This is a genomic window from Paraburkholderia phenoliruptrix (assembly GCF_019511605.1).
In the GTDB taxonomy this organism is placed as follows: domain Bacteria; phylum Pseudomonadota; class Gammaproteobacteria; order Burkholderiales; family Burkholderiaceae; genus Paraburkholderia; species Paraburkholderia phenoliruptrix_A.
The window spans coordinates 1-22,574 of sequence record NZ_JAEUAV010000002.1 but is presented as its reverse complement, the minus strand read 5'-3'; the positions used below and the strand labels follow the sequence as shown (position 1 = coordinate 22,574).

Genomic DNA, 22,574 nt, shown 5'->3' with positions numbered 1-22,574 from the left:
TTCGCAAGGCGAAAAGGCGTCACGTTGCGCAGCTTCGCGCGTGACGCCCGCCGCGCGGCCGCGGCGGCCCTGCTCTACCGCGCGGCCGGCGCAGCCCTGCTCTACTCCTGTTCCGCGCCCGCAATCCGCACGCTCGTCATTGCGCGCGAGAGGCCATGCATGGGCCGGCGCAACGCCACGTCGAACGGATTGGTTCGCGGGCCGATTGCCTCTGCCTGACGGCGCAGCAACTCCACCACCATCGGCAGGCGGTCGTCGCTCAAGCGCGCGGCCAGCGTGCCCACGCTCAACGCGGCCACCGCTACCCCGGTGCGGTCGAGAATGGGCACGGCCACGCCCGCCATGCCGTCGAGCACGCCGCTATTGCGGCCCGCGTAGCCCAACTGCCGCACGCGTTCTATCTCCGTGCGCAAATACACTTCGTCCAGCACGCCATAGCCGCGAATACGCGGCACGTTAAAGCGAATGATCTCCTCGCGCTCCGCCTCGGGCAGAAACGCGAGAATCGCAAGACTGCCCTGTCCGACGCCCAGCGCGACGCGTCCGCCAATGTCGCCGGTGAACGAGCGAATCGGAAACGGTCCTTCGCAGATGTCGAGGCACACTGCGTCGAAACTGCTTTTCACGAGCAGAAAGATCGTATCGCCCAGACTCGCGCACAGCCTCAGCAACGCGGGACGGCACAGCGTGCGCATGCCGCTCGGGTTGCCCGCTTGCGCGGCGAGCGCAAAGAAATCCACGCTGAGCCGGTAGAGTTTGGAGCTCTCGTCCTGTTCGACAATGCCCTCGGCAATCAACGCATGCAGGATGCGGTGCACCGTGCCCTGCGTCAGTCCCACTGCTTTGGCGAGCCGCGTGACGCGGCTTCCTTCGGGCTGCGCCTCGGAGAGCGCGCGTATCACGGCAAAGGCGCGCTCCAGCATGCCGGTGCCGGGCGCTGCGCCGGCTTCAGCGCTATGGCTGTCGGTATCTCGTTTGGCGGCAGCATTCATCGTTTTAACTCGCATTTATTTCACTGATCGGAACGTCGGCAGGAACACCGTCCGGACCTCGAATGATGCCCGAGTTTCCTTTGCAGTTGCACTGTAGCCAAAAACATAGGGGTTTTCCGGAGCCCGTGCAACGGAACGCCTGCGGCCGCATCACGCACATGCATTCCGTTGATCGGAATTTTTCGCAAAGTTATACCGGCAAACGGAATTCTTCATTGACGCTTCATAATTTGGCTGGCTAGAGTCGGCTCCATCGAGGTATCCAGAGGCCACACCATGTCGTTCCTCACACTCACAGACGTAGCCAAATCGTTCGGCGAGCTTCAGGCCGTGGCGGACCTCAACCTGTCGGTGGAAAAGGGCGAGTTCGTCTCGCTGCTCGGGCCGTCGGGTTGCGGCAAGACAACCACGTTGCAGATGATCGCCGGCTTCCTCGAAACGACTCGCGGACGCATCACGCTGGACGGCCGCGACATCACGCATATGAAGCCGAACCGGCGCGGTCTCGGCGTGGTGTTCCAGAGCTACGCACTGTTCCCACATATGAGCGTGGCCGACAACGTCGGCTTCGGGCTCGAAATGCGCAACGTCGACAAAGCCGAGCGTAAGGAGCGCGTGCGCGAAGCGCTGTCGCTCGTGCGGCTCGATCAGCTGGCGCATCGGTTTCCGCGCGAACTGTCGGGCGGTCAGCGGCAGCGCGTTGCGATTGCGCGTGCCATCGTGATCGCACCGCCCGTGCTGTTGCTCGACGAACCCATGTCCAATCTCGACGCGAAGCTGCGCGAGGACATGCAGTTCGAACTGCGCGGCATTCAACGCAAGATCGGCACGACCACCATCATGGTCACGCACGATCAGTCAGAAGCGCTCTCCATCAGCGACCGCGTGGTCGTGATGGAGGCCGGCCGCATCACGCAGATCGATACACCCTACGAAGCGTACGAGCGGCCGGAGAATCGCTTCGTTTCGCAGTTCATCGGCAAGGCGAACATGCTGCCTGGCAAGGTGATAGCGCGCGACGGCGACGCGATCCGCGTCGATCTTGGACACGATCTGTGCGAGACCGGCCGCACCGCGCAACTGCCCACACGCGAGCGCATGCTCGGCGTAGGCGACGCGGTGACGCTGTGCATCCGCCCGGAAAAGCTGCGCCTGTGCGCGCCCGACGCGGGACGCGTGCCCGCCACGGTGACGAGCCGCTTTTTCCTGGGCAGCCAGTGGCTTTATCGGCTCGACAGCCGGCTTGGCGAAGTGCTCGTCTGTTGCCAGAACGAAGGCAACGAGCCGCTGCCCGAAGGCGCGGCGGTCGGCGTGGACTGGAACAGCGAAGCAATCCGCTTCATTCAACGGGACGCGCATCATGGATAGCACGCTGCCCGCAACCGAAAACGGCAAGACCGAAACAGGGAGCGCACGGCGCGCGCCGTGGCGCGCGTTCGTGCCGCTCTGGCTGATGTGCCTGCCTGCGTTTCTGCTGTTCGTCGCACTCGTGCTCGTCCCGCTTCTGATGACACTAGTGCTGAGTTTCTATCGCTTCGATCCGGCGAGCGGTCCGCTTGCCGCGTTCCAGTTCGGCAACTATGCGGAAGTACTCGGCTCAGCGTATTTCCACACCATCTTTTTGCGCACGTTCGGCATTGCGTTTCTCGTTACGCTGCTGTGCGTGGTGATCGGCACGCCCGAGGCTTATGTGCTCTCGCGCATGCGCGACCCGTATCGCTCGATGTTTCTGCTGGTGATTCTCGCGCCGCTCCTCGTTTCCGTGGTGGTGCGCGCGTTCGGCTGGAGCATGCTGCTCAACAGTAACGGGCTTGTGAATCAGGCATTCGCGCTGTTCGGCCTCGGGCCGTACAAGCTCGAGTACACCACCTTCGCGATTGTCATCGCACTGGTGCACGTGATGCTGCCGTTCATGGTGATTCCCGTGTGGACCGCGTTGCAGAAGCTCGATCCGCAAACGGAAAACGCAGCGCTTTCGTTAATGGCTTCGCCCGCCACGACGCTGCGCCGCATCGTATTGCCGCAACTCACGCCGGGCATTCTGTCCGGCAGCCTGATGGTGTTCGGCCTGTCGGCGAGCGCATTCGCGATTCCGGGTCTGCTCGGCGGACGCCGCCTGAAAGTTGCCGCCACCGCTGTGTACGACGAATTCCTCGGTTCGCTGAACTGGCCGCTCGGTGCAACCATCGCGCTGCTGTTGCTGGTCGCGAACCTGATCGTGATGCTCACCTACTACCGGGTTCTGGAGCGCAGGTACACCAGAAGCCTGGGTTGATACAACGGCTCAAGCGCGAAAAACATCATGAGAAAGAACGGTCCCATTGCGCTGCTCTTCCACACGCTCGTCATTGCGTTCGTGCTCGCGCCGCTCGTGATCGTCGTACTGGTTGCGTTCACGCCCGACGAAACACTCACGCTACCGACACACGGCGTATCGCTGCGCTGGTTTCGGGCGATCCTCAATTACCCCGACTTCATTGCGGCATTCGTCAACAGTTTGAAGCTTGCGTTCGCCTCCGCCACGCTCTCGCTGCTCGTCGCGCTGCCCGCCGCGCTCGCCATTGGCCGCGCACGCTTCCCGGGCCGCGCTTTCCTGAACGGTCTGCTGCTTTCGCCGCTCGTCATTCCCGGCCTCGTGCTCGGCATTGCGTTGCTGCGCTTTTTTGCGCTGATCGGCGCAACCGGTTCGTTCACGTGGCTGATCGTCGCGCACATGATCATCATCACGCCGTTCGTCATGCGGCTCGTGCTGGCTTCGGTCAGCGGGCTGGATCGCAGCGTCGAGCATGCGGCGCATTCGCTCGGCGCAGATCCGTGGACCACCTTTCGCCGCATCACGCTGCCGATGATCCTGCCTGGCATTACCGGCGGCTGGCTGCTCGCGTTCATCAACAGCTTCGACGAACTGACGATGTCGATCTTCGTGACCTCGCCGCAAACGGTCACCTTGCCGGTACGCATGTACATGTACGCAACCGAATCCATCGACCCGATGATGGCCTCCGTTTCCGCGCTGGTGATCTTCATTACCGCGGGGGCGATGCTGCTGCTCGACCGCGTGTACGGCCTGAACCGCATTCTGATCGGCCAGCACTAATGCCTTCTACTGTCCACGCTCTCATGCCGTCCAATTTGCCGTCGTCCCAAGCTCCACAGTCCGCGTGCGAGGCGCAGTTCGTGCGCGTTGCCGAAACGCGGCGCGACCCGCTGCGCTTTTTTATCGACGGCCATGAAGTCTGCGCGTTGCAAGGCGATACCTTGCTGACCGCCGTATTGATGCATCAACGCCGCGTGCGCGACAGCGAATTCAGCGGCGCGCCGCGCGCCGGCTTCTGTCTTATCGGCGCGTGCCAGGACTGCTGGATGCGCACCGAAGACGGCAAGCGCGTGCGAGCCTGTTCGACGCTCGTCACCGAGGGCATGCACGTGCTCACGCGCAGCCGTGTCGCGCCGCCTCAAGCCGCGAGCGCGGAACTCGCCGCGAGCGGAGACGCGCAATGAGCGACGCACGGCAGGTAGTGATTGTCGGCGCGGGCCCGGCCGGCGTGCGCGCTGCGCAAACTCTGGTGGCGGCAGGCGTGCGCCCAGTCGTGATCGATGAAAACGCGCGCTGGGGTGGGCAGATCTATCGGCAACCACCGGCCAACGGCGGCTTCGAGCGCTCCAAAAGAGTACTGTACGGTTTCGAGGCGCAAAAGGCCGACGCATTGCATACGACGATGGCAGCGCTGCTGACGCACATCGACTATCGCCCCGACACGCTCGCGTGGGCCTGCGAAGCCGGGCGGCTCGACACGCTGGCGGCGGGACGCGAAATCAGCGTGCCCTTCTCGCATCTGATCATTGCGAGCGGCGCGACCGACCGCGTGCTGCCGCTGCCCGGCTGGACTTTGCCGGGCGTCTTTACGCTCGGCGCCGCGCAGGTCGCGTTGAAAGCACAGGGCTGTGCAATCGGCCGGCAGGTCGTGCTCGCGGGCACAGGGCCGCTGCTGTACCTGGTCGCCTATCAGTATGCGAAAGCCGGTGCACGGGTGGCCGCTGTGCTCGACACGAGCCCTTTCTTCCGGCAGGTCGTCGCCGCACCCAAGCTCGCGCGCATTCCGTCGACGTTCGCAAAAGGGCTCTATTACGTCGGCTGGCTCAAGGCGCATGGCATACGCATCGAGCGCGGCGTGACGCTGGTCGCCATTCAGGGCGAGCAAAACGTGGAGAGCATCGAGTGGCGCGCATCCGTTGGTAGTTCGACATCCGAAACAATCAGATGCGATGCGGTCGGAGTTGGTTTTGGGCTGAAGCCTGAAACGCAGCTTGCCGATCTGGCGGGCTGCCGTTTCCGCTTCGACGCGCTGAACCGCTGCTGGCTGCCCGAGCTCGATTCGGGCGGACGCAGTTCCGTGCGCGGCATCTATGTGGCCGGCGACGGCGCCTGCATCGCCGGCGCGGACGCCGCCGAACTCGCCGGACGACGCGCCGCCCTCGCCTTGCTCGACGACCTCGGCATCCGCAATCCGCGCGGGCCGGGCATGCCCGCAGCGGCCTCGCTCGAACGCGAACTACAACGTATCGCCGTGTTTCGCGCGGGCATCGAAACAGCGTTCGCGCCGCCCGCACACTGCGACGCGCAATGGCCCGACGACATGACCGTGTGCCGCTGCGAAGAAATCGACGCGGGCACGCTGCGGCGCTGCATCCGCGACGGCGAGGCCAACGAGATCAACCGCCTGAAGGCGTTCACCCGCGTCGGCATGGGACGCTGCCAGGGCCGCATGTGCGGCGAAGCGGCGTTGCAACTCCTTGCGCACGAAACCGGCCGTCCTCTCGAAGCGGTAGGCCGCTTGCGCAGCCAGCCGCCCATCAAGCCGATTCCGCTCTCGCCTGCGCTGTATGCGGACGACGTTGCTGAAGTTCCCGAGGAGGCGCGCGATGAGTGACGCCGTGCACTACGACGTGGCGATTGCAGGCGGCGGGCTCGTCGGTTCGTCGGCGGCGCTCGCGCTCGCGAAGCGCGGCTTGCGCGTCGGCCTGTTCGAGCGGCGTTTTTGCGGCGCGCAGGCAAGCGGCGTGAATTACGGCGGCGTGCGCTGCCAGGGCCGCCCGGTCGAACAGATGCCGCTCGCCATGCGCGCGCGGCGCATCTGGAGCCGCTTGCCGGAGTTGATCGGCATAGACGGCGAATTCACCGTGTCCGGACATTTGCGTCTTGCGCGCAGCGAAAGCGACCTCGCCGCGCTCGAGCAATGGGCCGAGATGGCGCGCGATTACGGACTGCATGCGCAATTGCTGAGCGGCGAATCGTTTCGCCGGCGCTATCCGTGGCTCGGTAAGGCGGCTATCGGAGGCTCGTTGTGCGCGAGCGACGGTCACGCGAATCCGCGGCTGGTGTCGCCGGCATTCGCGCGCGCCGCGCGTGCAGCGGGCGCGGACGTGCGCGAGCAGACCGAACTGGCCGACATTCGTCACGACGGCAGACGCTTTCACATGCGCGCGGGCGACACGCACGTTAGCGCGGACTGGCTCATCAATTGCGCCGGCGCATGGGCCAACACCGTAGCGGGCTACTTCGGCGAGCGCGCGCCGATGAAGCCGATCTACCCGAACATGTGGGTCACCGAACCGCTGCCGCTATTCATCACGCACAACCTCGGCGTGTACGGCGGCGGCATCTACGCGCGGCAAGTGGCGCGCGGCAATTGTGTCATTGGCGGCGGACGCGGCAGTGGCGACGGCGAATATGGCCGGCCGTCGACGGAAACCACGCGCGCCGTGATGCGCGACGCCTGCGCGTTGCTGCCCCAGTTGCGCGAGGCATTGCTGATCCGCACGTGGAGCGGCGTGGAGGGCGAGACGCCCGACAACAACCCGATTATCGGTTCGAGCCGCGCGGTGCCGCGTCTTTTGCATGCATTCGGTTTTTCGGGCGGGGGCTTTCTGCTCGCGCCCGGCGTCGGCGAAGTGCTCGCCGATCTCGTTATCGACGGCGCCACGGCCACGCCTCTCGACGCTTTTTCGATTGGCCGCTTCGGGCAGCTTGCTGCTTCGTCTATCGCTTTGAACCACGCCTGAAAACCCACATTCATCAAAGCAGGAGATCAACAATGAAACTGTTCAGGACGATCGCGGCACTGGCCGCATTGTGTGCCTTCGGTGCCGCCGCACCGGCCTGGTCGCAGACAAAAACAATCTACATCGGCATGAATGGCGGGCCGATGGAGAAGGCCTATACGAGTCAGGTGCTGCCGGAGTTCGAAAAGGCTAACAACGTGAAAGTAGTTGTGGTGCCGGGCACGTCGTCGGACATTCTCGCGAAGCTGCTCGCCAACAAGGCGAATCCGCAGATTCACGTGGTCTTTCTTGACGATGGCGTGATGGCGCGCGCGGTCAGCATGGGCGTATGCAAGAAGCTCGACGACTCGCCGGTCCTTAAGGAACTCTATCCGTTCGCGCGCATGAAAGACGACATGGGCGCAGGCGTGCAGCTCGGCATGACGGGCATTGCGTACAACAAGAAGCTGTTTGCCGAGAAAGGCTGGGCGCCGCCCACTTCATGGATGGATTTCGCCGATCCCAAGTACAAAGGCAAGGTGGTGTTCCAGTCCGCGTCGAGCAGCACATTCGGCCTGCACGGCTTTCTCGCCATCAACCGTTTGATGGGCGGCAGCGAGCAGAACGTCGAGCCTGGCTTCACGAAATGGGCGAGCACCGTGGGGCCGAACGTGGTCGAATACGTGCCGAACTCGGCGAAGATTTCGGAAATGGTGCAGACCGGCGAAGCAGGCCTCTTTCCGTTGACGCCGACTGCCGTCGGCGATCTGTCCGACAAGGGCATTCCGGTCGGCTATGTCAATCCGAAGGAAGGTCCGGTGCTGCTGCTGGTTGACCTGTGCGTGGTGAACAACAACCCTGACCCGCAGCTTGCGCAAAAGCTCGCACAGTTCCTGTTGTCCGCGCCGGCGCAGACCAAAGCCGCCGAAGCGGGCAAACAGATCCCGACCAACCGCCTCGCGAAAATGACGCCGGCCATGCAGCAAAGCCTCGGCAATCTCGAAGACCTCGTGCGCAAAGTCACGGTGGTCGACTGGGACACGATCAACGCGCATCGCGCGCAGTGGGATACGCGCTGGAACCGGCAGATCGAGCGTTGAACGCGCAGTTCTGATCTGAACGAAAACGCGCGCCTTGCCGTTGCAGCAAGGCGCGCGTTTTCCGGCAACTGTCTGCTCAAAAGACCACCGACACGGCCACCGCAAGCCAGATCGCCGCTACGCCCGCCAGAAACAGATGCCGCGCCACGCGTATCTTCGCGTCGCTGGTTTCCGGCTCGACTGGCGTCGTGGCCACCCACGGCACCAGCCCGAGGCAACCAAAGCCGATCAAGGCAAGGATAAACACGACCACATCCGCTGCGCGCCAGTGCGTCGGCTCATACATTCCCCAATAGCCGAGAAACGCAATACCGATCGAGAAGATAGTGGCCGACGCGGCGCTCAGCGCGGGCACTGATCCGATTGGAGCCGGCATGTTCACCTCCGGTCGCGAAGCGACGACTCAGAACTTGTCGCCCGTTACTTCAGGACGTACGCGTTTGCCTCGCTTCATACGTCTTCAGATGGCTATAGGCGATACGCAGTAGCGACAAACCTTGCTCGGTCTTTTGCGCCTTGCCGCCGCGCGAAATCAGATCGCCGAGAATATGATCCGCTTCGGTGTGCGAGTGGTTTTCCACGTCGCGCAACATGGAGGCCGTGAGCGGCGACGGCGTAAACAGCGTTTGCGCGGCGCGCACATCGAAATCCGGCGCCATGACGAAGCCGCTCTGCTGCGCCACCGCGCGTGCTTCGCGCAACAGCGTTTCGATCACGCGCCTGCCGTCGGGCGCGGCAAGAATGTCGCCGATGGAGCCGCGCATCAAACACGTGCTCGCCGCGAGCGTGGCAAGGAACACCCACTTTTCCCACATGCGCAGCAGAATGTTTTCGCTGACGGCCACGTCGAAATTGGCATCGGCCATTGCGTCGGCAATCGCCTGCACGCGTTCGGAAACGCCGCCCGCCAGTTCGCCGAACGTGACCGCGTGCATGTCGTTCAGATGCACGATCTGCTGGTCGGCGTTGAGCGTTGCGGCTATCACGCATTGGCCGCCGAGTACGCGTGCTTCGCCGAACTTTTGCGTGAGCACGTCGATATGCCGCATGCCGTTGAGCATCGGCAGAATCAGTGTCGATTCGCCGACGAGCGGTGCGAACGAATCGATTGCGTCGTCGAGACTGTATGCCTTGCAGCTCAGCAGCACGAGGTCGAACGGTTCGGCGCTCACGCCGGCCAGGATCGTCTTGACGTCATGCAGCGTGAGGTCGCCGCGCGGGCTTCGGATCACCAGTCCGTCGCGCTGAAGCTTTTCCGCCCGGCCAGCGCGCACCAGAAAAGTCACGTCCTGTCCCGCCGCTGCAAGCCGTCCGCCGAAGTAACCGCCCACGGCGCCTGCCCCTACAACCAGAATCCGCATCTTTGGCCTCTCGAATAATGAATGTGGTCCTCGAAGCAATGTAGCAAAGATTGGCGCACTACATCGGTCAGACACGCAGGCTGAGTGCTGCCGCGCCGCGCGACGACGCGTGCTCGACGATGCGCGGCGCGCGTGCCTACATTCTGCGTCCTGCGTTAATTCATCGCCCAGGCAGTCACGGCTTCGCGCAAAGCGTTGCCTCGTACAGCGCGAGCATGCCGGGAACGTCTACGCCGACACATACCTTGCATGCGGGCCGCTCGTCCCAGGCGGGCGCGGGCACCGGCATGGTGGAGGGTTTCTGGATGGTCTGCCCGACCGCGATGCCCTCGGTCAACACACGCACAGGACCGCTGCGCGTGGTGTACAGATGCGGCGCCAGCACATATGCCACTGCGGACGAATCGTGCACGTAAATGCCCTTTAGCTGCGCGCTTTGCTGGTGGAATGCCTCGTAGTGCCTCGACACGTCCCAGACGAAGCGGCCCGCCGCACCGCCGCGATCGCGGATCGACGCAAGATAGTCCTGGCTCATCACCGTGCGCTGCGTGACGTCCAGCCCGACGATAGTTACCGGCCAACGCGCACCAAATACGATGTCCGCGGCGTCGGGGTCGCCCAGAATGTTCGCCTCGGCTGCGGGCGTAACGTTGCCGGATACGCCGTCGGTGCCGAACGCGCCGCCCATGATCACCACCTGCTTAACGAGCGGCGCAATGTGCGGATCGTCGGCGAGCGCGAGGGCGAGATTGGTGAGCGGGCCGACTGCCAGCAACGTGACCTCGCCAGGATGCGCGCGCACGGTGTCGATAATGAATCGGTGCGCGGGCCGCGAATCCAGCGGTGCAGCGGCTGAGTTGTCCAGCACCATGTTGCCGAGGCCGTTGTCGCCGTGAATCCATGCGAGCGGCTGCGGCGCCGCGCGTTTGAGCGGCGCGCCGGCACCCTGCGCGACCGGCACGCCGGGCGCGAAACGGCCCGCGAGAAAACGCGCGTTATGCGTGGTCGTTTCGATTGTCGCGTTGCCGAACACGCTGGTCAGCCCGAGCAGTTCGATATCCGGATGCAGCGCCTGGAACACGAGCGCCATTGCATCGTCGACACCTGGGTCGGTGTCGTAAATCACCTTGTGCGTGGTCATAGATAGAAGGCGTCCGGCAGTTGTTCGCGCGCGGTCGTGTCGCGCACCGCGCCTTGCAGATTGCCAAGGCGAATCGGCAGCTCTGGGCCTCCCAGTTCGATGATCACCTGACGGCACGCGCCGCATGGCGCAATCGGCCCTTCGGTATCGCCGACCACTGCCAGGGCGGCAAACTGATCGCGCCGGTAGCCTGCTGCAATCGCACTGAAAAACGCTGTACGTTCAGCGCAATTGCACAAACCGTACGACGCGTTTTCGACGTTGCAACCGTCGAACACGTGTCCGTCCTTTGTGAGCAAAGCGGCGCCCACCTTGAATTTCGAATACGGCGCGTAGGCCTTTTCTCGTGCAGCGCCGGCGCGCTGCAGCAATTGTTCCATGTCCATGCAGATGTCCTCGACTCAATTGAGCGTAATGAACATGCCCGCGATAGTCGCGCTCATCAGGTTGGAGAGCGTTGCCGCGAGCACCACACGCAAGCCGTAACGCGCGACCTCCGCGCGGCGTTGCGGTGCGACGGCGCTAAAGCCGCCGGTCAGCACGGCAATGGACGCAAAGTTCGCAAAGCCGCATAACGCAAACGAAAGGATAGCAAGGGTGCGCGGATCGAGCGCGTGCAGGCCCGCCGCGCTCACGCTCGCGGCATCCTTCAGATAGGGCGACAACGATGCGTAGGCAACGAACTCGTTGAGAATGATTTTCTGACCGAGAAAGTTGCCGGCAATCGCCGCCTCGCTCCACGGCACGCCGATCAGCCAGGCGAGCGGTGCAAACACCACGCCGAGAATAGATTGCATGGACAGATCCGGGCGGCCGAACCACCCGCCTATGCCGCCCACCAGTCCGTTGAGCAACGCAATGAGCCCGACGAACGCGATCAGCATGGCGCCCACCATCACCGCGATCTTGAGTCCCACCGTGGCGCCCGAACTCGCGGCCTCGATCACGTTCGCGGGACGCTTCTCGTCGAAGTTGAGATTGTCGAGATGCACGCGGCTTGCTTCCGTCGACGGATGAATGATCTTTGCGAACAGCAGTCCACCGGGCACCGCCATGAACGACGCCGCCAGCAGATATTCGATGCGCACGCCCAGTCCCGCATAACCTGCCAGCACGGAGCCCGCCACCGCGGCCATGCCGCTCGACATCACCGCGAACAGTTCGGCGCCCGTCATGTCGCGGGTAAACGGTTTGACCACTGCGGGCATTTCGCTCTGCCCGAGAAAGATGGTCGTGACGGCGGAAAACGATTCGAGCTTCGACACGCCGAGCAGTTTCTGGAAGACCGTGCCGAGCACGATCACGATCCAGCGCATGACGCCGAGGTAGTACAGCACGGATATCAACGCGGTAACGAAGATAATGGCCGGCAGCACGCGCACCGCGAACACGAAACCCCCGTTGCCGAATACCTCGAACATCTTCGCCTGCACGAGTCCGCCGAACAGGAATTCGATGCCGGCATTTCCATAGCCAAGCACGTTGTTCACGCCGGCCGCCGCGGCCGCCAGAATCGTCTTGCCAAGCGGTACGAACAGAATGAAGGCGCCGATACAGATTTGCGCGAGTAACGCGCTACTTACAGTCCGTAAGCGAATGGCGCGCCGGTTAGTGGAAAAGATAAAGGCGATCAGCAGCAATACGGCAATGCCGAGCAGGTTGCGAGCGATAAGTGCCATGTCTCGAGTTCTTCATATGAAATGGCACCGATGCTAAACCAAACCGCTGGGAGAGAGAACGCTTTGAAGACCGAATCAGTGTGATTTGGAAAAAAATACGACAGCGCCTTCCTCGGGCGTGAGCCCGAGACTGAAATAACCTTCGAGCCGTTCCGCGTCGGCGTCATTCAGTTCGAATGGCGCGCGAATGAAGCCCGACACGACAGCATGGTCGTACCACACACTCATCCACATACGCAGCGCCAGCACTTCCGGCGACGCCCAACCCCATTCATGCTGGGTCATGATTCAGCCTCCGTCACGCAGCTAGTGGCCCAGGCGACCGTGGTAGTTGTTCTCATGTCCGACCGTGCGCACGCCGCCCATGCCGCGCCCGTCGCATCAGGCCGCTTCTCGATGAGTTCGCGCAATGATTGCTCTGACGCCGCCATATGTCCTCCGCCGGTTCCCATCATGCATCGTAGGAGTGCGGTGGCAATGCTTCCATCGGCGGCGGCCGAATGTAGGTTCAGGATTGCCTGCTTTGCGATTCAGGTTTTCCTGACGTGTCACGATTACCTATTCGGCCACCAGACCGTGCCGGATCGCGTAGCGGATCAGGTCTGCATTATTGGCCAGCCCGAGCTTCTGCATGAGCCGCATCTTGTGCGTGCTGATGGTTTTCGCGCTAAGCGCAAACGCTTCTGCTATTTCATTCAGGCTCTTGCCGAGTGCGAGCATTTGCAGCACCTGGAACTCGCGGTCCGAAAGAATTTCGTGCGGCGGGGCGTCGCCCGAATAAGTTTCGAACACGATTCCTTCAACCAGTTTCGGGTCGATGAAACGGCCGCCTTCCGCCAGCCTGCGAATTGCCGCAAGCAATACGTCCGGGTTGCTGTCTTTCGTGACATAACCCGTTGCGCCCGCACGCAACGCGCGCGAGACGACCTGTGCCTCGTTATGGATGCTCAGCACGAGCAGCGGCAGCGACGGACGCTCGGCGCGCACGCGCCGGATCAGGTCCACGCCGCTAATGCCCGGCATTGTCATGTCGAGCAACAGCAGATCCACCTGACAGGTGCGCAGTTTCTCGATGACTTCGGAGCCTTGCGCTGCTTCCCCCGCCACCACGATATCGGGCGTGGTTTCGATGATCTGCTTGAGACCTCCGCGCACCAGCGGGTGATCGTCGGCAATCAAGAGGTTGATCATGTGTGGAGCCCGTTGTTAAGCGGTATATGAATCGAAACCGAGGTGCCCGTGCCCGGCGCGCTGTCGATCAGCAACGTGCCGCCGATCAAACGTGCCCGCTCGCTCATGCCGAGCAACCCATAAGAATAGTCCCTGCGCGCGGCTTCCTGATCGAAACCGCAGCCGTCGTCGCTCACGTGCAGATCGAGTGCCGTTGAAGTGCTCGTGAGCGTGACGTCCGCGCGCGTCGCGCGGGCGTGGCGGGCGACATTGGTGAGCGAAGCCTGCACGATGCGAAACATCGCGGTTGCGTGTGCATCGGAAAGCACCGGTTCGCCGCCGTTCAGCCGGAACTGGCAGGCCAGCCCGCTGCGCCGTCCGAAATCGTCGACGAGCCATTCGAGCGCGGACACAATACCGTAGTTGAGCGCGGCGGGCCGCAAATGGCTCGCGACATTGCGCACCATCCATATGGTTTTTTCGACCAGCTCGCGCATGTCGTCGGCCCGCTTTGCCACTTCCTGGTCGCCCGGAAGACGCATCTTCAGGAGCGAGACATCCATTTTCAATGCGGTGAGAAGCTGGCCCAGTTCGTCGTGAATTTCCATCGCGATGCGCTTTCTCTCCTCCTCGCGAATGGCCTCCATATACGCGGACAATTCACGCAATTGCTCGCGCGACTCCACCAGTTCCTGCTCGATCCGCTTGGGCTCCGTAATGTCGTTCAGCCCGACGAAGATGGCGGGTGCATCGTCGTATGTTGCGACACGCGCGGTTGCCATGGCCCAGAACACAGTGCCGTCCGGTCGCCTGAACTTCACTTCGGTATTGCGAAAACTGCCTTCGTTACGCAACTGCTCGACAAGCCGGTCGCGATCCGTGGGGTCCGCATACAATTCGCCAATATTGGCCACATGCGTGGTCACGTAGTCGACGCCGAACAGTTCGCGCAGCGGCTTGTTCGTGTACAGAATGTACCCCTCGGGCATCGACGTGATGCAAAGCGGCACCGGACTCGTCTCCACGATGGTGCGGAAGCGGAACTCGCTCGCGAGGAGCTGCGCTTGCGCGCGTCGCCGTTCCTCGATTTGCGACTGCAGCGTGGCATTGGCCCGCGCCAGTTCATCCGTGCGCTGCGCGACGCTTGCCTCGAGCCCGTCGCGTACCCGCGACAACGCGGCCTCGGCCCGCTTGCGCACCAGTACCTCTTCCTGCAACTGGCGGTTCTGCGCGATCAGCTTCTGGTGCATGCCTCTTAGCGCGAGATGGGTGCTGATGCGGGCCATCATTTCGTCGACGTGCACGGGCTTGGTCAGATAATCGACACCGCCCGCCGAGAAGCCTTCGACCATGTCCTCGCTGCCGGTGAGCGAAGTCATGAAGATCACTGCGATGTTGCGCGTGCGCTCATCGGATTTCAGGCGCCGGCAGGTTTCGAAACCATCGATGCCGGGCATTCTCACGTCGAGCAGAATCAGATCGGGCTGCGAGAATTGCGCGCGCTGGATCGCCTCCGGACCGTCGAGCGCGACCAGCACCCGGAAGCCGCGCGCCACCAGGCTTTCCACGACGACAGCAAGATTCGCGGGATTGTCGTCCGCGATCAATACGGTGGGCGATTCGTCGTCGGGCAAGGACATCTCGTTCATCGGACCGTCCTGCTTTCCAGTTGCTCCTCGACCAGATGCAGCAGCGCCTTCGACTGATAGCCTTTGGCGAGAGAAAGAATGCGCGTGGTGAACGCCTGATATTGCGGGCCGTGCTTCGCGACGCGCTCCGCCCACAGCGCGATTTCCTGCATGTCGCCAAGACGGGCGAGCAGATGCAATTGCTGCAGTTCCTTGTCCGGCACGGCCGCAAACGCTCCATTCGACACCTCGGGCGCGCGTTGCAATTTTTCTGCGTGCGCGTAGGTCCATTCGAGATCCAGCAAACGCGCAATCTGCGCGAGCAGTTTGTCGAAATCAATCGGCTTGGGAAGGAACGCATTGGCGCCCGCCTGCAGACTGCGCTGCTCGTCGGCACCGGAGGGACTTGCGGAGGTCGCAATTACCGGCACCTGCGCGAAGCCGGGAATCTGCCGCAATCTGCGGGTCGTTTCGAGTCCGTCCATATCCGCCATCACGATGTCGGTCACGATCAGCGCCGGGCGCTCGCTCAAGGTTTTGGCGAGCCCTTGCCGGCCACCTGTCGCCTCGACGATCTGAAAGCCAAGGTGGCCGAGAAAATCGACCATTAACGCGCGGTTCATCGCGACGTCGTCGATCACCAGCACCTTGCGGCGCGCTCCCTTGTAGCCCGTCGTCATGCGCGGCTCGGCGACTGCGGCGCGCGCGGCAGGCGGCGCGCCCGCCGCGGGTTCCAGTTCGAACCAGAATACACTGCCGCGGCCCGGCTGGCTCTGCAAATGAATTTCGCTGCCCATTGCGCGAAGAAACTGCTGACTGATGGTGAGGCCGAGCCCGGTGCCGCTCGTGCCGCGTTCCGTATGCACGATCTGTTCGAACGGCTCGAAAATGGTCTGGAACTGATCCGCATCCATGCCAATGCCGGTATCTCGCACTTCGAAACAGACCTTGCCTGACGCGCTCATTTCGATCAGCAGGCTCACGCTTCCCTGATCGGTAAAATTGAATGCGTTCGCAAGCAGATTGAGCAGCACCTGTCGCAAGCGCCGCTCGTCCGCGCGCACGGCGTCGGGCACATCCGGCGCGACACGCCAGACAAAATCGACGTGCTTTTGCGCCACCTTCACTTCGATGATCTCGCGAATGACGTCGAGCGTGCCGGCAAGCGGCACGTCGTTCATCTCGATGCGCAGACGGCCGGCTTCTATTCGGGCAAAGTCCAGTGCGTCGCCGATCAGTGCGAGCAGATGTTCGCCGCTGCGTTGAATGACGCCGACGCGTTCGCGATGACCTGCGCTCAGGCTCGCGTCGCGTCGCAAGATCTGCGCATAACCCAGAATCGCGTTCAGGGGCGTGCGCAGTTCGTGGCTCATATTCGCGAGGAACTCGGCTTTTGCGCGATTGGCCGCTTCCGCCGAGCGGCGCGCTTCGCGTTCCGCCGCCGCATCGCGCTCGTCGAGGTATGCACGGTGCAGTCGCGCGCCCATCGAATTGAAGGCGGTGACTACGCGCTCGAGTTCGTCGGGCTCGCGCGGCGCGCGCCGGTTCAGCTTCAAGGGCTCGGCCGGCTCGCGAAAGTCGTAGTCTTCGACGGTTTGCGCGAGCACCATCAGATGACGCGTGACGAGCCGCGTCAAAATGTAGAACACAAAAAGCGAAACGAGAAAGATGTTGGCGGCCTGTGTGACGAGAATGAGCAGTGCCGTGTGGGTCAGATCGTCGTACAGATCGGTCAACGTTGCCTGAACATGCAGAGTGCCAATGCGTTCTTCTTTGCCCAGCACCCGATGCACGAGCGGGTAATCCCGCGCGATGGCGGGGCCACTTGCCGGCTGGCCGGCAGACACCAGCAAGGGAGCCGCGCCGCTGCCGGACTGCCGCACCTGAGCGGTGCTGACATCCGCCAGGCGCACAATGCCCCCGAGTTCCAGCCGCAGTTGCGCCTCGTCGAGCCGCCACAGGGCCTCGCCAAGGCTGTCGCGGTAGCTTTTGTCGATGTCCGCGAGACGGTTCTCGATCAGCGCGATGCCCGCGCTGTAGTCTCGCTCGATCTGCAGCGCGGTCAACAACAAGGTGAGCACGCAACTAAACAGAATGGTGATCGCCAGAAGCCGAAGCACGACACTGTGCCGCAACCGCCTGAGCGGATACCGCGACTCTCCGTTGAGGTTGACAGCCATATTGCCCCCGCGAGCATGGTGTTGCCAGTTCGCAGTGCACGCGTTGGACATGCGACTGCTGTTTTTCGGCACGCGCGTTCGAGAAACGGCCAATGCCTGGTTATGACGCCATGCTAGAGCGTTGCCAGTTTGCGTGTCCGACCTGCCGGAGGCGATTCACGAAGACAACCGGATGCCCCTTAGCGCGGGCGGTTCTGGAACGACGCGCAGCAGCACCTCGTCCACGCAATCGGAGAGCTCCCGCAGCATGGCGGCGACGTCGCTATCGAGTTCCGCCTGATGCCACTTGCGCAACTCCCGCAGCGTTTCGCCGACCCGCCGGACAGCCTTTGGTCCGCTATCCACCAGCGGCCAGCAATGCATCAGATACCCCAGCGGCGTCACGCAACGCCGTTCACACCAGATATCGAATAGCCGGAAGCAGATCGAATTGATATGCTCCACCTCGTTTTCGCGCTGCGACAGATACTGAATCATTTCTGCTCATCCGGTTGGCCCATTTTGACGCCCCAATCATAGAACGAAGGCCGTCGCGCAACAGTCAGGCAGCACGCAGAATCCACCAAGGGTATCCCGATTTCAGCGTAAGGAAATCCTGACCCCTGCGCAAGCTTGCGACCCCTAACGGCTTTGCGCCGCAGTTGGCCACTGCATCCAATACTCTTGCGGAATCTCGCGGTCGGCCGCGGACAGATAGCGATTGTCCACTTCGATCACTCGGCGCTCGCGCAACCTGCTTTGCGTCAGCGCGTTCTGAATGACCGGATGGGTATTGAAAAGCCGCAGATACGAGCCGTTTCTATAAGCCGCGGTGAACCCGCGCTCGATGGTCCACGCCAATGCAGGGGCGCTACGGGCAACATAAAAGATGAAATCGGAGCGGTATTTCAGCAGCAAACGTTTTTCCACTGTCAATTCAGGGTCGGTCTGGTCGCGTGCTTCCATTTCAGGAAATGCCTCGATCAAACCCCGGGGGTAATAGTCGACTCGCCCGGCGCGTGTCATCGCAAACAGCGTGTCGGTACTGGACGTTTCCACTTTCAGGCCGGCGTCGAGCAAGATGTCCGTGTCGACCCAGCCAAGTCCCTGGCCCGCTGTCAGACGCCGCAGGTCAGCGAGATCGTCGACGCGGTCGAACTCAGGTTGCCGGTCCTTCCTTATGATGAACACGCGGTATCCAATCAGACCGCGGTTCACTGGAATACGGACCACGTTAAGGCCGGTTTCCGCGCGGCTGTCCATGCTGGTCCACAGAAGGTTGATCGAGTTGCCCCCGGCGAGCTCGGCCAGAGCGCGACCACGCTCCATCGCGACATCCGCCTGACGAATCGTGTAGGGGACGTTGGCCGTTTTCATCGCCAGTTCCAGCACCGCGAGGGCGAACGTCGCACGTGCCTCGCCACCGGTACGGACGCGCGGATGCACGATGTCGAAGCCGGTTGTCGGCATGGCCCGCGGCGAGCCCGGCATGCCAGCGATGCCTGCCATGCCCAATGCCGCGATTACAAGGCGCCTGCGCTGCATGATGTATCGACGTCTGATGAAAAGCGCCGGAACGTCCCCGTTGGCGTTCGGCATGTGTAAGCATCGTGTCACTGCAATGAAAGCTTTGCAATTGGGGGAAATGCACACTAAAGAACCTGTTCGGGATGCCGTGTGGCCCCGTCGGCTGTGGAATCCAGCGCGCGCCCCACGGCAGGGAATGATCTGATGGGCATCGCAGCTTGCGAACGTCGGTAAAAATCCGGATAGCTAAATGTCATTGCACCGCCTAGTGATTGAACTACGCGGCGCGCTGCCGTCGTCGCGGAACTGATTGTGACGGCATGAATGATGTTCGGCAGAAACGCGGCCGTTTTTGCAAGGGATCGACGCCATGATGCTCTGGAGCCTTTTGCGTTCGCCCGCCGAGCAACGGATTGCTGGCGTGCCGGTGCCCTGCTCGGTCGCCCTGCCCGACGGTCAGCGCATTGGCTCACGAGAGCCACGCCTGCTGTTCGAGATTCGCGACATGCGGGCGCTGCTGCATTTGCGGCAGGGAGCGATCGGGCGCCTCGCGCAAGACTACGTGGAAGGCCGGCTGGACATTCAGGGCAATCTGCACGATCTGATGGCGGCCGCGCCCGCGCTGCTGCGCGGCGATCCCACTCACGAAACGCACGGCTGGCTTCTCGGCCGCGTGAGCCGCACGCGCCGCGCGATCTGGGAGCGCACGCACCACAGCCGCGCAAAGGACGCCGCGCAAATCCAGCATCACTACGATATCTCCGACGATTTCTACGCGCTATGGCTCGACCCGTTGCGCGTCTACTCGTGTGCTTACTTTTCTTCGCCGGATATGTCGCTTGCCGAAGCCCAGCAGGCAAAGCTCGACCACATCTGCAAGAAGCTGATGCTGCGCTCCGGCGAGCGCTTTCTGGACATCGGCGCAGGTTGGGGCGCACTGTTGCTGTGGGCTGCTGAACATTATGGCGTGAACGCGACCGGCATCACGCTGTCGAGAAACCAGCATGCGTACGTCAACCGGCTCATCGACGAAAAGGGACTGCAAGGGCGCGTGAAAATGCTGCTCCAGGACTATCGCGATGTCGACGAATCCGCGCCTTTCGACAAGATCGCTTCGGTTGGCATGTGCGAGCACGTCGGCCGGCCCAACCTGCCTTCTTACTTTGCGAAAATGCGGCGGCTGCTGCGGCCCGGCGGTCTCATGATGAATCACAGCATTACGGCCGGCGGCGTCGAGAACGGCGAAGTGGGCGGCGGCATGGGCGAGTTCATCGACCGGTACATTTTTCCCGGCGGCCAGCTCGTGCATGTGAGCGTGATGATGGATGCAATGACACGCGGCAATCTGGAACCCGTCGACGCCGAATGCCTGCGTCCGCACTACGCGCGCACGCTATGGCATTGGGCGGATGCGCTGGAAGCGCGGCTCGACGAAGCTCGCCGCGTTCTGGGCAATGACGCCGAGAAAATCATTCGCGCATACCGGCTGTATCTCGCCGGGTCCGCAATGGGATTCGAACACGGCTGGACTTCGCTCTTCCAGATACTCGCAGCGCGTCCGGCGGAGTGCGTGTCGACAGACGACAGTTCAGCGGACCGCATGCCCGGGGCCCGCAGCGACTATCCGTACAACCGCAGCTACATGTATGCCGGCAACACTGCGATCGATCCGGTCAAAGAAGTCGAACATGCGAACGGCGAATAGCACGTCAGTTGAAACAGTTCTTTTTGGCGCATGCCGGAGTGCCCGCTTATGACTGCTCCGTTCACGGTGCAGTTTCACCTGGAGCCGATGTCTCGCCTTTGTCTCTGTCCGCTTCGATTGGCGCTGCGGTTTCCGGACCCATCGTCACGAGCACGCTGCAACTCACTCTGTCCAGCAACAGGCCGTCGGTCCTGCCAGCCCACCATCGCGCGAGCCTGCCGGCACGGTGATGCCCCACCACGATCAGATCGACGTTCAGTTCCTTCGCGAAGTGCGGAATCTGATCCAGCGGATCGCCGATCGCAAAGTGCCCAGTTGCGTGTACACCTTTTGCGGCCAGTTTTTTCAGTCCTTCTTCGAGCACGCTTTTAACAGAGTCGTTGATGATATCCACCGGTATGGCGGACGTCATATCCGCGCCCTGCACCCAGGCTGAACTATTGACGACGGAAAGCACATGCACTTGCGCCGCGAGTTGCTGTGCGAGACGGGCGCCGTCGGCAAGCGCATGCTGCCCTTGGCGTGTGCCGTCATAACAGAGAAGAATGCGCCTGAAGGCCGACATGTCGCTCTCCTGTTGGTGCGCCCGGTCATGCATTGAGCGCAATGCATGCAGGCTGGAAGACCGGTGTACTTCACGCAATTCAGTATATGTCGCTTTGCGGCAGGCGCTCATCGCGCGTTACTGCCGCCACAGGCGCGCCGCGCTTTTATATCATATTGGCATATAATTATGACCAGACGGTATTCGCGTTCATACGCGTTTTCCCGGTATCTTCACTGTCCAGCACGATCCGCTCACTCCCTCTTTTTTCAGCACCTTGTCCCGCTCACCTATCCTGCGCTGGCTGGCCAGCTTCATTCCCGTACCCGTCACCGTGCAATGGCAGGAGCGCGCGCGTTCATGTCTTGGAGCGCTGCTCGGCATTGCGTTTACGGGCGGCTCGATGTATTTGCTGCTCGGGCCCGGCGCGAACATTCCTCTGCTGGTTGCACCCATGGGCGCGTCTGCGGTGCTGCTCTTCGCGGTACCGGCAAGTCCGCTCGCGCAACCGTGGTCCATCATCGGTGGGAATCTGGTTTCGGCGACCATCGGCGTAACCTGCGCAAACGTCATTGCCGACCCGACACTGGCGGCCGCCCTTGCCGTTGCGCTCGCCATTTGCGGCATGTTCGCGCTTCGCTGTGTGCACCCGCCGTCAGGGGCGGTGGCGTTGACCGCCGTGTTAGGCGGCCCGGCCATTCATGCGCTCGGCTACCGTTTCGTGCTGGAGCCGATCGCGATACAGTCCGCCGCGCTGCTTGCCGCCGCCCTCGCCTATCACGCGGCGACCGGCCACCGCTATCCACACTCGGCCCGCGCGGCGCGCGGCGCGGCGGGCAAGGCGGCCGAAGCCGACGCGCGTGCGGGCTTCACCCGCGCCGATCTGGAAGCAGTGCTCAGGCGCCGCAGTGAAATGCTCGACATCGACCCAGACGACCTCGAATCCCTGCTGCGCGAAACGCAGCTTCAGGCGTTCTCGCGCAGCTTCAACGAACTGACCTGCGAGAACATCATGTCGCGGCACGTCGTGTCAGTCTCGCCCACCACGCGCGCGGTCTCGGCGTGGGCGCTGCTCAAGCGCAACAAGGTGAAGGCGCTGCCGGTTATCGACGCGGACCGCACTTTGCTCGGCATCGTGACGCGCGCGGACCTGGTGGACAAACGAATCTTTGGCCAGTTCGCGCCGTTCATGACTTACATAGACGGCTGGCTGCGCGGCGACGCATTGCGTGCGCCAACCGTAGGCAACGTGATGACCAACGACGTGCGCACTGTCAAAGCGAACGCGCCGATCACCGACCTCGTACCAATGTTCGCGAACTACGGCCACCACCATATTCCCGTGCTGGATGCAACCGGACATGTAGTCGGCATGATTACGCAGGTCGATCTGATCTCCGGGCTATACCGGCAGACCGTAGTGAAGGCGCAGCGGGCTGCTTGAGCTTTGCACCGCCACCCGTGCGAGCGCTGAAGAACCAGACGCAAGCGGCCCGCCGGCGCAGGGGGCGCAGGGGGCGCAGGGG

General features: G+C 62.7%; 22 protein-coding genes. 9 read left to right on the top strand and 13 right to left on the bottom strand.

Annotated features, from left to right (window positions below):
* Positions 1 to 101: 101 nt before the first annotated feature.
* The gene (locus JNB89_RS03585) at positions 102 to 992 is read right to left on the bottom strand and encodes an IclR family transcriptional regulator (protein WP_220361294.1); all 891 of its coding nucleotides are present in this window, start codon (positions 990 to 992) and stop codon (positions 102 to 104) included.
* A gap of 276 nt (positions 993 to 1,268) precedes the next feature.
* Between JNB89_RS03585 and JNB89_RS03580 the strand changes: the two genes are divergently transcribed.
* Genes JNB89_RS03580 through JNB89_RS03550 form a run of 7 tightly spaced genes read left to right on the top strand, consistent with a single transcriptional unit; the run spans position 1,269 to position 8,134 of the window.
* Positions 1,269 to 2,360, top strand: a complete 1,092-nt coding sequence (locus JNB89_RS03580) for an ABC transporter ATP-binding protein (RefSeq protein ID WP_220361293.1) — start codon at positions 1,269 to 1,271, stop codon at positions 2,358 to 2,360.
* Positions 2,353 to 3,267 carry an ABC transporter permease gene (locus tag JNB89_RS03575; RefSeq protein WP_220361292.1) on the top strand — a complete coding sequence of 305 codons (915 nt, stop codon included), beginning with the start codon at positions 2,353 to 2,355 and terminating at the stop codon, positions 3,265 to 3,267. The genes JNB89_RS03580 and JNB89_RS03575 overlap by 8 nt, the downstream gene beginning before the upstream one ends.
* A gap of 27 nt (positions 3,268 to 3,294) precedes the next feature.
* On the top strand, positions 3,295 to 4,089 hold the full coding sequence (locus tag JNB89_RS03570) for an ABC transporter permease (RefSeq protein ID WP_013342651.1): 795 nt from the start codon (positions 3,295 to 3,297) through the stop codon (positions 4,087 to 4,089).
* A gap of 23 nt (positions 4,090 to 4,112) precedes the next feature.
* Entirely contained in the window at positions 4,113 to 4,493 is a 381-nt protein-coding gene (locus JNB89_RS03565; RefSeq protein ID WP_220361291.1) for a (2Fe-2S)-binding protein, read from the top strand.
* Entirely contained in the window at positions 4,490 to 5,923 is a 1,434-nt protein-coding gene (locus JNB89_RS03560) for an NAD(P)/FAD-dependent oxidoreductase (RefSeq protein ID WP_220361290.1), read from the top strand. The genes JNB89_RS03565 and JNB89_RS03560 overlap by 4 nt, the downstream gene beginning before the upstream one ends.
* On the top strand, positions 5,916 to 7,055 hold the full coding sequence (locus tag JNB89_RS03555) for an NAD(P)/FAD-dependent oxidoreductase (protein WP_220361289.1): 1,140 nt from the start codon (positions 5,916 to 5,918) through the stop codon (positions 7,053 to 7,055). The genes JNB89_RS03560 and JNB89_RS03555 overlap by 8 nt, the downstream gene beginning before the upstream one ends.
* A gap of 32 nt (positions 7,056 to 7,087) precedes the next feature.
* Positions 7,088 to 8,134, top strand: coding sequence for an ABC transporter substrate-binding protein (locus JNB89_RS03550; RefSeq protein WP_013342647.1), 1,047 nt, complete (start codon positions 7,088 to 7,090; stop codon positions 8,132 to 8,134).
* Between the two features lie 76 nt (positions 8,135 to 8,210).
* Here JNB89_RS03550 and JNB89_RS03545 read toward each other — a convergent pair whose 3' ends face one another.
* The 11 genes from JNB89_RS03545 to JNB89_RS03495 form a co-directional block, all read right to left on the bottom strand.
* The gene (locus JNB89_RS03545; RefSeq protein ID WP_013342646.1) at positions 8,211 to 8,510 is read right to left on the bottom strand and encodes a hypothetical protein; all 300 of its coding nucleotides are present in this window, start codon (positions 8,508 to 8,510) and stop codon (positions 8,211 to 8,213) included.
* Between the two features lie 49 nt (positions 8,511 to 8,559).
* Complete coding sequence (gene panE / locus JNB89_RS03540; protein WP_220361288.1) at positions 8,560 to 9,495, bottom strand: 2-dehydropantoate 2-reductase; 936 nt, start codon at positions 9,493 to 9,495, stop codon at positions 8,560 to 8,562.
* Positions 9,496 to 9,670: 175 nt separating this feature from the next.
* A complete protein-coding gene (locus tag JNB89_RS03535) occupies positions 9,671 to 10,636 on the bottom strand; it encodes a nucleoside hydrolase (RefSeq protein WP_135891251.1) in 966 nt (321 codons plus the stop codon).
* Positions 10,633 to 11,022, bottom strand: coding sequence for a cytidine deaminase (locus JNB89_RS03530; protein ID WP_220361287.1), 390 nt, complete (start codon positions 11,020 to 11,022; stop codon positions 10,633 to 10,635). The genes JNB89_RS03535 and JNB89_RS03530 overlap by 4 nt, the downstream gene beginning before the upstream one ends.
* Positions 11,023 to 11,037: 15 nt before the next feature.
* The gene (locus JNB89_RS03525) at positions 11,038 to 12,315 is read right to left on the bottom strand and encodes a NupC/NupG family nucleoside CNT transporter (RefSeq protein ID WP_135891249.1); all 1,278 of its coding nucleotides are present in this window, start codon (positions 12,313 to 12,315) and stop codon (positions 11,038 to 11,040) included.
* A gap of 75 nt (positions 12,316 to 12,390) precedes the next feature.
* Positions 12,391 to 12,600: a hypothetical protein gene (locus JNB89_RS03520; RefSeq protein ID WP_013342641.1), complete on the bottom strand. Its 210-nt coding sequence runs from the start codon at positions 12,598 to 12,600 to the stop codon at positions 12,391 to 12,393.
* A 273-nt stretch (positions 12,601 to 12,873) separates the two neighbouring features.
* Positions 12,874 to 13,506, bottom strand: coding sequence for a response regulator (locus tag JNB89_RS03515; protein ID WP_013342640.1), 633 nt, complete (start codon positions 13,504 to 13,506; stop codon positions 12,874 to 12,876).
* A complete protein-coding gene (locus tag JNB89_RS03510; RefSeq protein ID WP_220361286.1) occupies positions 13,503 to 15,134 on the bottom strand; it encodes a hybrid sensor histidine kinase/response regulator in 1,632 nt (543 codons plus the stop codon). The genes JNB89_RS03515 and JNB89_RS03510 overlap by 4 nt, the downstream gene beginning before the upstream one ends.
* The gene (locus JNB89_RS03505; RefSeq protein ID WP_220361285.1) at positions 15,131 to 17,293 is read right to left on the bottom strand and encodes an ATP-binding protein; all 2,163 of its coding nucleotides are present in this window, start codon (positions 17,291 to 17,293) and stop codon (positions 15,131 to 15,133) included. Before JNB89_RS03505 ends, JNB89_RS03510 begins: the two co-directional genes overlap by 4 nt.
* Before the next feature lie 156 nt (positions 17,294 to 17,449).
* Positions 17,450 to 17,770 carry a hypothetical protein gene (locus JNB89_RS03500; RefSeq protein ID WP_013342637.1) on the bottom strand — a complete coding sequence of 107 codons (321 nt, stop codon included), beginning with the start codon at positions 17,768 to 17,770 and terminating at the stop codon, positions 17,450 to 17,452.
* A gap of 144 nt (positions 17,771 to 17,914) precedes the next feature.
* Complete coding sequence (locus tag JNB89_RS03495; protein WP_220361634.1) at positions 17,915 to 18,817, bottom strand: hypothetical protein; 903 nt, start codon at positions 18,815 to 18,817, stop codon at positions 17,915 to 17,917.
* Between the two features lie 352 nt (positions 18,818 to 19,169).
* Between JNB89_RS03495 and JNB89_RS03490 the strand changes: the two genes are divergently transcribed.
* Positions 19,170 to 20,504, top strand: a complete 1,335-nt coding sequence (locus JNB89_RS03490) for a class I SAM-dependent methyltransferase (protein ID WP_220361284.1) — start codon at positions 19,170 to 19,172, stop codon at positions 20,502 to 20,504.
* A gap of 61 nt (positions 20,505 to 20,565) precedes the next feature.
* On the opposite strand, the gene JNB89_RS03485 is transcribed toward JNB89_RS03490, so the two are convergent.
* Positions 20,566 to 21,069, bottom strand: coding sequence for a universal stress protein (locus JNB89_RS03485; RefSeq protein ID WP_220361283.1), 504 nt, complete (start codon positions 21,067 to 21,069; stop codon positions 20,566 to 20,568).
* A 256-nt stretch (positions 21,070 to 21,325) separates the two neighbouring features.
* Here JNB89_RS03485 and JNB89_RS03480 point away from each other — a divergent pair, with 256 nt between their 5' ends.
* Positions 21,326 to 22,492, top strand: a complete 1,167-nt coding sequence (locus tag JNB89_RS03480) for an HPP family protein (protein WP_220361282.1) — start codon at positions 21,326 to 21,328, stop codon at positions 22,490 to 22,492.
* Positions 22,493 to 22,574: the final 82 nt, after the last annotated feature.

Bases quoted from the DNA above. Each gene is read 5' to 3' on its own strand.
- JNB89_RS03520 (WP_013342641.1), bottom strand. From the start codon at position 12,600: ATGACCCAGCATGAATGGGGTTGGGCGTCGCCGGAAGTGCTGGCGCTG.
- JNB89_RS03505 (WP_220361285.1), bottom strand. From the start codon at position 17,293: ATGGCTGTCAACCTCAACGGAGAGTCGCGGTATCCGCTCAGGCGGTTG.
- JNB89_RS03510 (WP_220361286.1), bottom strand. From the start codon at position 15,134: ATGAACGAGATGTCCTTGCCCGACGACGAATCGCCCACCGTATTGATC.
- JNB89_RS03580 (WP_220361293.1), top strand. From the start codon at position 1,269: ATGTCGTTCCTCACACTCACAGACGTAGCCAAATCGTTCGGCGAGCTT.
- JNB89_RS03485 (WP_220361283.1), bottom strand. From the start codon at position 21,069: ATGTCGGCCTTCAGGCGCATTCTTCTCTGTTATGACGGCACACGCCAA.
- JNB89_RS03500 (WP_013342637.1), bottom strand. From the start codon at position 17,770: ATGATTCAGTATCTGTCGCAGCGCGAAAACGAGGTGGAGCATATCAAT.
- JNB89_RS03585 (WP_220361294.1), bottom strand. From the start codon at position 992: ATGAATGCTGCCGCCAAACGAGATACCGACAGCCATAGCGCTGAAGCC.
- JNB89_RS03555 (WP_220361289.1), top strand. From the start codon at position 5,916: ATGAGTGACGCCGTGCACTACGACGTGGCGATTGCAGGCGGCGGGCTC.
- JNB89_RS03490 (WP_220361284.1), top strand. From the start codon at position 19,170: ATGATGCTCTGGAGCCTTTTGCGTTCGCCCGCCGAGCAACGGATTGCT.
- JNB89_RS03550 (WP_013342647.1), top strand. From the start codon at position 7,088: ATGAAACTGTTCAGGACGATCGCGGCACTGGCCGCATTGTGTGCCTTC.
- JNB89_RS03545 (WP_013342646.1), bottom strand. From the start codon at position 8,510: ATGCCGGCTCCAATCGGATCAGTGCCCGCGCTGAGCGCCGCGTCGGCC.
- JNB89_RS03575 (WP_220361292.1), top strand. From the start codon at position 2,353: ATGGATAGCACGCTGCCCGCAACCGAAAACGGCAAGACCGAAACAGGG.
- JNB89_RS03515 (WP_013342640.1), bottom strand. From the start codon at position 13,506: ATGATCAACCTCTTGATTGCCGACGATCACCCGCTGGTGCGCGGAGGT.
- JNB89_RS03570 (WP_013342651.1), top strand. From the start codon at position 3,295: ATGAGAAAGAACGGTCCCATTGCGCTGCTCTTCCACACGCTCGTCATT.
- JNB89_RS03535 (WP_135891251.1), bottom strand. From the start codon at position 10,636: ATGACCACGCACAAGGTGATTTACGACACCGACCCAGGTGTCGACGAT.
- JNB89_RS03525 (WP_135891249.1), bottom strand. From the start codon at position 12,315: ATGGCACTTATCGCTCGCAACCTGCTCGGCATTGCCGTATTGCTGCTG.
- JNB89_RS03530 (WP_220361287.1), bottom strand. From the start codon at position 11,022: ATGGACATGGAACAATTGCTGCAGCGCGCCGGCGCTGCACGAGAAAAG.
- JNB89_RS03560 (WP_220361290.1), top strand. From the start codon at position 4,490: ATGAGCGACGCACGGCAGGTAGTGATTGTCGGCGCGGGCCCGGCCGGC.
- panE (WP_220361288.1), bottom strand. From the start codon at position 9,495: ATGCGGATTCTGGTTGTAGGGGCAGGCGCCGTGGGCGGTTACTTCGGC.
- JNB89_RS03565 (WP_220361291.1), top strand. From the start codon at position 4,113: ATGCCGTCCAATTTGCCGTCGTCCCAAGCTCCACAGTCCGCGTGCGAG.
- JNB89_RS03495 (WP_220361634.1), bottom strand. From the start codon at position 18,817: ATGCAGCGCAGGCGCCTTGTAATCGCGGCATTGGGCATGGCAGGCATC.